Source organism: Eudoraea sp., assembly GCF_039969275.1.
Classification (GTDB): domain Bacteria; phylum Bacteroidota; class Bacteroidia; order Flavobacteriales; family Flavobacteriaceae; genus Eudoraea.
On sequence record NZ_JBDVOC010000017.1, the window covers coordinates 320,182 to 332,210 of the forward strand.

Genomic DNA, 12,029 nt, shown 5'->3' on the forward strand with positions numbered 1-12,029 from the left:
ATTACATTTGTTGATCTAACTTATCCCACCAGAACTTTTTAAGCAGAAAACCACAAATAGCAAAAATTCCTAACGATATCCACAAGGATGCATATTCTCTAAGGATTAAATATAAAGGTATAATTACCAAAAGTGTCTGAGCAGTGGTTCCAATAAAAATATTGAACATGTCCATTTTGAACATTTTGTTTTTCCTGAAATCCGGATCCCCGGCAAGTACTTTATCTTTTATGGGTTTCCAAAAACCCCAAGGCCTTGTCTTTTTATAAAAATCAATTAATGTGACTTCATTAGTAGGTGGTCCCATATAAGTTCCAATTATACAGCCAAGGGTGGTAATTATAAGAAACAGAGGGAAAAGATAAAGTTCCAGCGTTTCCTTAAAGACAAGCGGAAAAATAATGGCGGGTATTAGCCCTGATAACATTCCCCAAAAATAACCATAGCCGTTAAATCGCCACCAGTGCCATTTTAAAGTATTAGAAACTACATAGCCTCCCCATAGGGCAGAAACTATCCATTGCAAAACAGAATTCACATCTTCTACGAAAAATCCCAGAACAATACTCACTACTACAACCAGTATACCACTGCCGTAATTCATCCATTTTACCTGTTTTGGTTTTGCATCTTTCTTATATCTTAAGTAGATATCGTTTACAATATAGGCCTGAGCCGCGTTTAAGGTTCCTGCAAAAGTGGACATAAATGCAGCCAATAAGCCAGCCAATAAAAGGCCCATTAAACCAACAGGCACAAATTTATTTATGGCTGAAGGAAGAATATTTTCAAAGTCGATAATTCCGGCACGTTGCAGATCTAACTGATCATAAAAAAGAATGCCCAATACTGCAAAACCACCAATCATAAGATATCTGGTAGGCATAAGTACAATTGATACAAATCCACTCATTTTAGCTGCTTCTTTTGGAGATTTGGTAGATAGTATTTTCTGCATATCATAATTTGGCGCAGGACCGGCAATACTGGCCAGAATGCCTTTAAAGACAACCAGCATAAAAAACAATCCAAATAATGTATATCCGTCTGAAGCAATTTTGTCGTTCACTTCTGCAATAAGGCCTGTCCAGTCAATATCCAGGGTCCAACCAAAAAAGGGATCCATCCAGCCCTCGGGAACGTTCAGTGTATTTGAGCCCATAGCCTGCCATGCTATAAATGCTATTGCAAAAGAGGAGATGGTCATTATCGTAAATTGTAAAAGATCTGCCCATACAATACCAGACATACCACCAAGAACCGAGTAAAATACAGCGAACATGGTAAAAACAGTTCCATAGAAATGAGGGATATATTCCAGCGGGACATCGAAAGGAACATAGGCGCTTACTACTTCCCAGGGAATGAATATTTCCACAAATTTTCCAAGGCCAATAAAGCCATAAGCAAGAAAACCAAGGCAACTAATAATGGCAAAAGCCACAACAACGGTATGTGATAATCTGCCGCCTCTACCTTCGCCAAATCTGAATAAAATCCATTCGGCACCTGTTGTGACGTTGGAGCGACGCAGCCATGCACTTAGATAGACCATTAGAAATATCTGGTTAAACACCGGCCATAGCCATGGTATCCAAATACTTTTTAAACCGTAAACAAATGTTAAGGTAACCAGCCACATGGTGCCAGAAATATCAAACATCCCTGAGGCATTAGAAAGACCGAGCATATACCAGGGCAAGGATTTTCCACCGAGTAAATAATCATCTTTGCTTCTTTGTGCCCTTTTACGGAGAATAAGACCAATGAGCACAGTGGCTAAAAGATATAATAGTATTATTGCAATATCTATTCCCTTTAGCATATTTTGGTAGTTCCTATAAAATAAAGAATAATCAAACAAGTTGGAATTAGCGAAAATAAAGGCACTTTTTTGAATATTTCTAAAAATACACAGCCTTCATTTGCTAAATTCTGGTTCAAATCTAAAATATTTGTTAATATTGTTTTGGTATTATTTTATCATATCAATGAATTATAACGACAGATCTACCATTGAATAATGGAATTATTAAAAAGAATTCATCGTGAGATCACACCTCTTTCCAATGAAGACAGTTTTCTGGTTTTTGACAGGGTGAAGGATTTTTTTGATTATCCCTTGCACTTTCATCCGGAATTAGAACTTAACTATATATCCAATGGAAAAGGAGTCCGCAGAATTGTTGGTGACAGCATAGAAGAAATTGAAGATCTTGAATTAGTTTTGGTTGGCTCTAATCTTTTTCATGGATGGGAGCAACATCAGTGTACAAAAAAAAACATACATGAAATAACGATTCAATTTCATAGTGATCTCTTCAATTCCGTTTTTCTTGGCCGTAGAATTATGAAGCCATTAAAAGACTTGTTTGATAAATCAGCTCATGGAATTCTCTTTTCTGAAGAAGTAACTCGTAATATGTCACCGAGATTATTAAAAGTATCAAAACTCGGTGGGATAGATTACTTTATGGAACTTTTCTCAATTTTATATGACCTGGCTACTTCAAGAAATCAACGGTTGCTGTCTACGACAACAATTCAACTGGAAAACTTTGAGCATAACAATAAACTCAAAACTTTATATGAACATGTTCAGGATAATTATTCGTCAAAAATGACTCTTCAGGAAGTTGCTGATATAATGAATATGAGTAGTGTTTCATTTAATAGATTTATTAAGAAGCGAACGGGTAAGACATTTGTGGAATATGTTAATGATATTCGTATCGGTTATGCTTCTAAATGGTTAATAGAAAGAGATTTGAGCATTTCGGAAATAGCTTTTATGTGTGGTTTCAATAGTATTGCAAATTTTAACCGTGTTTTTAGGAAGAGCAAAGGCAGTACGCCTACTCAATACAGGCAGGATTTTTCCGGTATTCGCAGAGTATTATAACTTCTGAATATATTTGGCACTACTGAAGGTTGTCTTGGGTTCTATTCTTACACTAAATTGTCAATTTCTTGTACATTTCTACCAAACAGCCCTGTCTGAAAAATATTTGTAATAAATAATGTAATTTAAGCTTGATATTAATGGATAGAAAGGTTCTTAATTAATTAAATTTTACCTATGCAAATAAAAGAATCACCAAATACATATGATGCTATAATTGTTGGTTCTGGTGCCGGTGGAGGCATGTCTGCCAAGGTATTAGCCGATGCTGGTCTGAAAATTGCCGTTGTTGAAGCTGGACCTTTTTTTGATCCTGCAGATCCCGAACAAATGACACAGTTAAAGTGGCCATACGAATCACCAAGAAGAGGCGCTGGTACTACCAGAGTTTTTGGTGAATTTGACATGGCGTACGGTGGTTGGGAAATTGAGGGCGAACCTTATACGCGTGAAGAAGGTACTAAGTTTGACTGGTACAGGTCGCATATGCTGGGAGGCAGAACCAATCACTGGGGACGAATTTCACTTAGATTTGGTCCAAATGATTTTAAGCATAAAGATATTGATGGTCTTGGAGACAATTGGCCCATTGGCTATGAAGATGTAAAACCATATTATGATAAAGTAGACAAACTTATTGGGGTCTTCGGCACCAATGAAGGACTTCCTAATGATCCGGATGGATTTTTTCTACCACCGCCAAAACCAAGACTACATGAGCTTATGTACATTAAAGGTGCGCGTAAATCCAATATTCCGGTAATTCCATCCAGAATGTCCATGCTTACGAAAAAAATAAACAACGATCGTGGAGTTTGTTTTTATTGTGGCCAATGTTCTCGTTCTTGCCAGGTATATGCCGATTTTTCTGCAGGTTCCTGTTTAATTTTTCCTGCTCAAAAAAGTGGAGGCCAGGTAGACCTCTATGTGAATTCTGTGGTTCGGGAAGTAACTACTAATGATGAAGGAAAAGCTACCGGGGTCTCATATATTAGTAAGGACGACCGCAAAGAGTACCAACTAAAAGGAAAGGTTGTAGTATTAGCTGCTTCTGCTTGTAGTTCTGCTCGGATTCTCCTGAATTCCAAAAGCAAACAACATCCTAATGGACTTGGAAACAGCAGTAATGTTGTAGGGAAATATCTTCATGACTCTACCGGAAGCAGCCGGGCCGGATTTATTCCGGGTCTGATGAATCGTAAAGTTTACAATGAAGACGGTGTAGGCGGAATGCATGTTTATACGCCCTGGTGGCTTGATAACAAAAATTTGGATTTCCCCCGGGGTTATCATATTGAAGTCTGGGGAGGAATGCGCATGCCTAATTATGGCTTTGGATTTAATCCAAATGAGTTTAATAAATTTTTTAACTTACCAACCGGAGGTTATGGCGAAGGTCTGCGCAAGGACGTTAAAAAATATTATGGCTCTGTCCTGGGTTTTGGAGGCCGGGGAGAGGCAGTTGCGAGAGAAGATAATTATTGTGAAATAGACCCGACTACTGTCGATCAATTCGGTATCCCGGTACTTCGTTTTAATTATAAATGGTCAGATTTTGAAAGAAATCAGGCAAAGCATATGCAATCTACATTTGAAGAACTAATACATAATATGGGAGGAGAAGTTTTAGGTGATACACCTTCAAAAGAAGAGGATTATGGCCTTCTGCCTCCAGGTGCAATTATTCATGAAGTAGGAACTACCAGAATGGGTGATGACCCAAAAAAGTCGGTGGTAAATAAATTTCAACAGTTGCACGATGTCAATAATGTTTTTATAACCGATGCCGGTCCTTTTGTTTCGCAGGGAGATAAAAACTGCACTTGGACCATCCTGGCCTTGTCATGGCGTGCATCGGATTATATTGTAGAACAGTTAAAACAGCAAAATATCTAAAAAATGGATAGAAGGAAGAGTATTAAATCAATCTTACTTGGAACCGTTGCGGGTGGGCTGGTTGTTCATGGCTGTAAACCCGAAGCAGCAAGTACTGAGGAGCTAGCTGCAGTTAAATCAGACGAAAATCACTTTGGGAGGACTCCGGAAGAGAAGGAACTAATTGAGAAATTAAACTCGGAACAGTTTTTTAATGAACATGAATTAGGTACCATTGCCGTACTATGTAATCTAATAATGCCTCCGAATGATAAATTTGGGGGTGCTACAGACGCCGGTGTACCAGATTTTATTGAATTTATGGCTAAAGATGTCCCTAAACTACAAACAGATTTACGGGGAGGCCTTATGTGGCTCGATCATAAAAGTAATACTGATTTTGGCACAGAATTTAAGTCGGCTTCTGAAGAGCAACAAAAACAAATTATGGATTCAATTGCGTTTTATGATTCCGAAATTCCAATGGATAAGCAACCACTGGAAATACAATTTTTCTCTTTAATGCGGAATCTTACGCTCACCGGATACTATACCTCTAAAATTGGTATTGAAGAACTGGGATATAAAGGGAATATGCCTAATGTTTGGGATGGAGTACCGGAAGATGTTCTTGAACAGCATGGCTTGGCTTATGACGAAGAGTGGCTGGCTAAATGTGTAGATCAAAGTAAGCGCGGTATAATTGCAGAATGGGATAATGAAGGAAATTTACTAACATAAATAAAATTTAATAAGATGAAGAAAAAAAATAATTTTTCAATTCTGGGTGTGGCACTTTTATGTTGTCTGTTTGGTACTTATCAGATTGTTGCCCAGGAAGTAGGTTTACAATTGTACAGCCTAAGAAATCAGTTTAAAACTGATGTTCAAGGAACCCTTAAACTAATTAATGACTGGGGTATTACTAAAATAGAAGGTGGTGGAAGTTATGGACTTCCAATGGACGAATATAAAAAATTACTCAAGGATAATAGTCTCGAAATGGTTAGTGTAGGTGCGGGCTATGAGGACCTGCAAAATGATATCGAGAAGGTCGTTCAAAACGCTAAAACCTTTGGTGCCAAATACGTAATGTGCGCATGGATTTCACATGAGGGAAATACTTTCGATATTGCTAAAACAAAGGAGGCTACCGAGGTTTTTAATAAAGCAGGGAAACGGTTAAAAGAAGAAGGGATTACGCTGGCCTATCACGCTCATGGATATGAATTCCGGCCCTATGAGAATGGCACTCTATTTGATTATATGGCAAAAAATGCAACTCATTTTGCTTTTGAAATGGATGTGTATTGGGTACATCATGGGGGAGGAGATCCTCTTGCACTTTTGAATCGCTATCCTGATAAAATTGTATTACTGCATCTTAAGGATTTGGAACACGGGGTAAAGGGCAACAATACAGGGCACGAAGATGTTGAGACCAACGTAGTACTGGGATCAGGACAAGTAGATATTGCAGGCGTGGTTAAACGTGCCAAAGAACTTGGGATTGTTGAATATATGTTTATTGAAGATGAGTGCTCAAGGGTTGTAGAACAGGTGCCTCATAGTCTTAAATATCTTGAAAGCCTTTGAGAATAGTTATTAGATCATTCTACTGGTGTTTTTTGTTCTTTGCATTTGGAACAGGATGTAAGAATAATGAATTACAAAGTGAGGCCCAGATTAGGCCAAACATAATCTGGTTGGTGGCAGAGGATCAATCTCCCGACTTTTTTCCGATGTATGGTGATAGTACAATCTCTCTGCCAAATATTGAGTCGCTTTCTTCGGATGGTGTTGTTTTTACCAATGCCTATACTCCTGTACCGGTTTGTGCCCCTACCAGGAGTGCAATTATTACCGGGATGTACCCAACCACATTAGGTACCCATAATATGCGTACTTATAACGCGTATTCAACTGAAAATCAGCCGGAGATAGGAATTCCAAGTTATTCACCCATCGTACCGGATGGAGTAAAAATGTTTACAGAATACTTACGTAAGGAAGGTTATTACTGCACTAATAACGCTAAAGAGGATTACAATTTTAGGGCACCGGAATCTGGTTGGGATGAAAGCAGTACGAGTGCGCATTGGAGGAACAGACCAAAAGACGCTCCTTTTTTTTCCGTTTTTAATTTTAATATTTGTCATGAATCAGGCATCTGGAAACAAGGTGAAGAAGATTTATACATCTCACCAGATTCCATAACTGTCCCTCCTTATTTCCCTGATAATGATGTAATTCGCCACGATTTAGCAGTTAATTACTCTAACTTAAAACGCCTGGATGATCAACTGGGAAAAATTATTAAGCAATTAAAGGAAGACGGGCTGTACGAAAACAGTATTATCTTCTTTTATGGAGATCATGGTGGTCCTTTCCCAAGGCACAAAAGAGCATTGTATGACACAGGAATAAAACTTCCCCTGGTTATTAAATTTCAGGATAATATAAAAGAGAATAATTACGATGACCAACTTTTAAGCTTCATCGATTTTGCCCCAACACTTCTTTCCTGGGCGGGAATTGCTCCCCCCAAAGTCATGCAGGGCAAGGCACGTTTTGGAGTTTATAAAGACAGTGCAGAAAACAACTATATTTTTGCCACGTCAGACAGGTTTGATGAAATGTATGATAAATTACGCGCCGTTCGTACTAAGAGATTTAAGTATATTAGGAATTACAATCCCGAAATATCAAATGCGTTAGCGGTTAAATACCGTGAACAAATGCCCATGATGCAAAATATGATGACATTACAGACATTGGGAAAATTAGATTCCATACCTTCTTTGTGGTTCAGGACACCTAAACCAGAGGAAGAATTATATGATATGGAAAATGACCCATTTGAATTAGTTAATCTTTCAAACCAGGTACAATTTCAGGATACTTTAGTTCACTTAAGAAAGGTCCTAAACAGTTGGGTCAAAGAAACCAATGACCTGGGCAGAACTCCCGAAAAAGATTTGATAACAATGTGGTTTCCAGATGGCGAACAACCTAAATTAAAACCACTTCAATTGGTTGAAAAAGGAGATAAAATCAATCTGATTTCAGATAAATCTGATGCTACCATTATATGGAAAGAACCCGGAGATGTTAGCTGGCATATTTTTTCCGAACCTTTGAACAAGAATATTTCATTTACTGCAAAAGCTGTTCGGATTGGTTATACAGACAGCGATGATTTACTTTGTAGTATAGATTAACTTCTAATTCAATTTATTAAAAAGCAATAATCTAAAATCTATAACCTCTTCTCCAGTTATTTCCGATGCCCGAAGGGTAAGTTGACCTTTGCCTTGTTTTAATTTCATTATCCCCATTGAAATGGGTTTAAAATCCTTTATATAGGATTCAATACGTGGAATCCTGTCATTTTCCTTTCCTTCTAAAGGTGGATCATGAGACTCAGTAATTTTTTTACTGAGATTGCTGGAATCAAATTCAAGCAGCAGGGTAGATCCCACATTTTTCTCAGGACAACTATAATACAGAATAACCTCATAGTCGCCATCTGACAAAACCTCGGCATCCCAGGTAATGGAATCTTCAATACTTTTCCAATTTGTATAAAAGGAACAATTTGGATATTTGTTACTGCGTTTAATTCCGCCATGTGCTATACCGTCCCTGGCGGGGAGTTGTGTAGTCTCTATGTTTGGGTGGCCTATAGTAAATGGCCTAATTTGAGTTGAAGGTTTAGGGACTTCTTGTTGCCAGCTCTCTTTTGCATTTAAAAGAGAAGTATAAACTTCAGGATAATTTTTCGATACATCCTTGGTTTGTCCCAGGTCTGAAGGAATATGATAAAGTCGGTTTTCATTATCCAATCGAAATTCCTGTGATCTAACACTGGTTTTTTCATTCCAATGATTGTATATAAACCGGGAATCCCAAGAAGGATTTTCTTCAAAAATCAGCGGCTCCATATTGAGCCCATCCAGGGGTTTTAGCGTTTTCGCTTCAATTCCTGCCAAACCGGCCAAAGTGGGCAGGACGTCAATGGCGCTTGCTATTTGAGTTATGTTTTTTGAAGCCGGGATGGCGTTTTTCCAATAAATGAACAAAGGACTACGTACTCCTCCTTCGTCAATAGAACCTTTTTTACCTCGCATTCCGGCATTCCACCGCCATCCGTTAGGGCCATTATCTGAGAGGTATACGACAATTGTATTTTCCTCTAAATTTAATTCCTGAAGTTTATTTAATATCCTGCCAACATTATCATCAATATTCTCCACCATGGCAAGCGCGACTCTGGTAAAATTCGGATCCTCAATAGTTGTATCCCGGTGTTTATCAGTTAATACCTTATCCTTGAATTTGTTCCAATATTTGTCTGGAACCTGCATTGGGCTGTGAGGCGTATTATAGGGTAAATAAAGTAAAAAGGGCTTTTCCTTATTCTTGGTGATAAATTCCAAGGCTTTATTGGTGAGATCATCTACTAAAAACCCTTTTCCTTTTACCAGTTTGCCGTTATGCTCTATTAGTGGATCAAAATAATTACCCCAATGCCCGGAGGCAAAACCATAAAAATCATCAAACCCTCGAGTATTAGGATGATAAGGTGGTTGCATGCCGCTGTGCCATTTACCATAGGCTGCTGTTTGGTAACCTGCCTTTTTAAAAACCTCAGCAATTGTGGTTTCGTCCAGGTTCAGCCTTTCACCGCCAGCAGAAGTGGCATAAACTCCGAGCCGTTGAAATTGCCTCCCGCATAATAATTCTGCCCTGGTTGGGGAGCATACAGCTTGTACATAGAAATTTTCAAAAGAAACACCATTTTGTGCCAGTGCATCTATATTTGGGGTGCTGAGGTTGCTGTTGCCACTTATACTTAGGTCGCCCCATCCCTGGTCATCAGCCATGATTAAAACAATGTTTGGCCGTTTTACTGTTGTTGCGTCATCTTTTTTAGTATTACATCCAAGGAGTAATAAAAGCAGTAGCAAACTTATATTTAATCTCATTTTAATCCGATTTCACAGCCAATCCTACCATACTGTCGGCTGTTCCATAATAAAGAAACCATTTGTTTTTATAATAGACCAAACCTTCAATAAAAGTGGTCCCGGCTTTGTACTGTCCACTTGTTTCATGCGGAAGGCTTGGGCATATAAACGGCTCCTGAAGTCTTTTAATAAGCCTGGATGGGTCTTGGGCATCAAACAATACCTGACCTCCACAATAGGTGCCCTCAGCTACTTTTGAACTGGCGCCTTCTCCACTTAGGTTTTTGCCATTGTAAAGTAAGAGTATTCCATTCTCTGTGTAAAGGGCAGGAGGTCCGGGTTCGGTTAAATGACTATCAAATTCACCAATAGAAGGTGTGAATACATGCAAAAGCTCACCTTTTTCGTCCAAATAAGGCTCCCAATCTAAGCCGTCCTCTGATTGCGCTAAATTGACAAATAACTCTCCCCAATACATTAAAAATTTGCCATTTACTTTTTTAGCTATTAACCGTCCATTTTTCAACTCTGTAACTACTGATCCGGATTTACTCCAGATATTATTAAATTTCCCTTCCTGAAAACTTTCAAAAACCGGCCCATGCTTGGTCCAATTCTTAAGGTCTTTTGATGTAGCACTTGATAACCTGGCCACATCTTTATTCCAGCTTGTATACATCATTAAATAAGTGCCGTCGGGCATTTCTACTACTCTTGGATCTTCAATGCCTCCGGGGTAATCCCATTTTTGAAATTCATCTTCTTTTGGATATAAAACGGGTTCCGGGTATTTGCTGAAATTTATTCCGTCTGTACTGTATGCAAGACCAATACGGGAAGTTCTTCCGCCCAAAATGGCTTCAGGGTTATCTTCGGCCCTAAAGAGCATAAAAACGGTGTCATTTCGTACGACTGCACCAGGATTAAATACATCGGCTTTTTGCCATTGTATATCCTCTTTTGTCACCGGATCCTTGAAAACATAACTGGAATCTGCGGTCATAATTGGATTTTTATCCGTTTTTTCGAAGCCAAGAAGCCACAGTTCTGGCCCACCATCCTTTGCCTCAGGAGTTTTTTTATTATCCTCCTTGCAGGAGATAGCTGTTAAAGAGCAAAAAATCACCAATAATAAGATTCTCGTTTTCATTTGGTTTAAATTATTTGTTGTTTTTAGTTCAATCCAGGCTGTTTCAAGAGCCTTAGAATTTCCATGCAAGCCCTGCTGTTGTGGTAAGGACATTTCCATGGACCAACCTTATTTTCATCTTCATAAGGTACACCATCTTTACTTACTCTAAAAAACCATTCCCCATTTATATTGTATATAAAGGTCCTTAAAAATTAATAGAATGACTAACTAAATGGAATCATAATTCGATCTGATTATAATCGTCTTGAAAGTCAATCATACATGATAATTTAAATTTGAGAGTGTTTTGAAATAGAAGGACTCGCGAATAGAAAAGAGTTACTAGAAGTGCATGTGTTTTTAATTTTCTCTAACTTCGTCATTAAACTATTCAATTGCCAGAATCACTTTTGAAAACCATCGTATTTTTTTGTTTTATCATCCTTTTTAGCGCCTGTAGAGAAAAACCGAAAAAAGAGGAAGTAATAGATGTCAAATCAGATTCAGTTATTGTTTTGGACACACTTTCAAAATCTAGAATTTCTCCCAGGGAAGAAGTTTTAAAATCTTTAGATGGATTGACCGATACTACATTCGTTCGTTTAGCTGACTACAGCGGAGATTTTAAATATGATCTTAGGTATGCGACAGAAAACAATTTTTTAAAAGCCAAAGTATACAACTGTGCGGAATGTTATACGCGTGTAAAGACAGCAAAAGCCTTAATTAAGGCGAACAATGATTTTATGGCGCAGGGGTATAAAATTAAGTTTTATGATTGCTATAGACCTAATTCTGTACAATATAAAATGTGGGAGATTGTGCCGAATCCGCAGTATGTGGCAAATCCTGTTAAAGGTTCCATCCATAATAAGGGAGGTGCAGTAGACATTACCCTCGTAACACTTAGAGGAGATGAATTGGATATGGGCACCGACTTTGATTTCTTTGGTAAAAAGGCATATCACGATAATATGGATTTACCACAAGAAATTTTACACAATAGGAAAGTTTTAAAAGAAACTATGGAAAAATACGGATTTTGGTCAGTAAGGACGGAGTGGTGGCATTATAACCTCTCCAGCGCATCTAATGACCGCATTGCAGATTTTAAATGGGAATGTAATTAGATAAATTTGAGAGATGGTTA

9 protein-coding genes are annotated in these 12,029 nt (G+C 38.1%); 6 read left to right on the plus strand and 3 right to left on the minus strand.

Annotated elements, in window-relative coordinates:
- Position 1: 1 nt before the first annotated feature.
- A complete protein-coding gene (locus tag ABJH90_RS16955; protein WP_348140220.1) occupies positions 2–1,825 on the minus strand; it encodes a sodium:solute symporter family protein in 1,824 nt (607 codons plus the stop codon).
- A 198-nt stretch (positions 1,826–2,023) separates the two neighbouring features.
- Here ABJH90_RS16955 and ABJH90_RS16960 point away from each other — a divergent pair, with 198 nt between their 5' ends.
- From ABJH90_RS16960 to ABJH90_RS16980, 5 genes are all read left to right on the plus strand, one after another.
- A complete protein-coding gene (locus ABJH90_RS16960; RefSeq protein WP_348140222.1) occupies positions 2,024–2,902 on the plus strand; it encodes an AraC family transcriptional regulator in 879 nt (292 codons plus the stop codon).
- 177 nt (positions 2,903–3,079) lie between these two features.
- Positions 3,080–4,798, plus strand: coding sequence for a GMC family oxidoreductase (locus ABJH90_RS16965; protein WP_348140224.1), 1,719 nt, complete (start codon positions 3,080–3,082; stop codon positions 4,796–4,798).
- A 3-nt stretch (positions 4,799–4,801) separates the two neighbouring features.
- On the plus strand, positions 4,802–5,518 hold the full coding sequence (locus tag ABJH90_RS16970; RefSeq protein ID WP_348140226.1) for a gluconate 2-dehydrogenase subunit 3 family protein: 717 nt from the start codon (positions 4,802–4,804) through the stop codon (positions 5,516–5,518).
- Between the two features lie 15 nt (positions 5,519–5,533).
- The gene (locus ABJH90_RS16975) at positions 5,534–6,373 is read left to right on the plus strand and encodes a sugar phosphate isomerase/epimerase (protein WP_348140228.1); all 840 of its coding nucleotides are present in this window, start codon (positions 5,534–5,536) and stop codon (positions 6,371–6,373) included.
- On the plus strand, positions 6,370–7,998 hold the full coding sequence (locus ABJH90_RS16980) for a sulfatase (protein ID WP_348140230.1): 1,629 nt from the start codon (positions 6,370–6,372) through the stop codon (positions 7,996–7,998). The genes ABJH90_RS16975 and ABJH90_RS16980 overlap by 4 nt, the downstream gene beginning before the upstream one ends.
- Positions 7,999–8,001: 3 nt before the next feature.
- Here the strand turns inward: ABJH90_RS16980 and ABJH90_RS16985 are convergent, their stop codons facing one another.
- Both ABJH90_RS16985 and ABJH90_RS16990 read right to left on the minus strand, forming a co-directional pair.
- Positions 8,002–9,765 carry an arylsulfatase gene (locus tag ABJH90_RS16985; protein ID WP_348140232.1) on the minus strand — a complete coding sequence of 588 codons (1,764 nt, stop codon included), beginning with the start codon at positions 9,763–9,765 and terminating at the stop codon, positions 8,002–8,004.
- Position 9,766: 1 nt separating this feature from the next.
- Positions 9,767–10,996: a glycoside hydrolase family 130 protein gene (locus ABJH90_RS16990; protein ID WP_348140234.1), complete on the minus strand. Its 1,230-nt coding sequence runs from the start codon at positions 10,994–10,996 to the stop codon at positions 9,767–9,769.
- Positions 10,997–11,274: 278 nt separating this feature from the next.
- Between ABJH90_RS16990 and ABJH90_RS16995 the strand changes: the two genes are divergently transcribed.
- The gene (locus ABJH90_RS16995) at positions 11,275–12,009 is read left to right on the plus strand and encodes a M15 family metallopeptidase (RefSeq protein ID WP_348140236.1); all 735 of its coding nucleotides are present in this window, start codon (positions 11,275–11,277) and stop codon (positions 12,007–12,009) included.
- Positions 12,010–12,029: the final 20 nt, after the last annotated feature.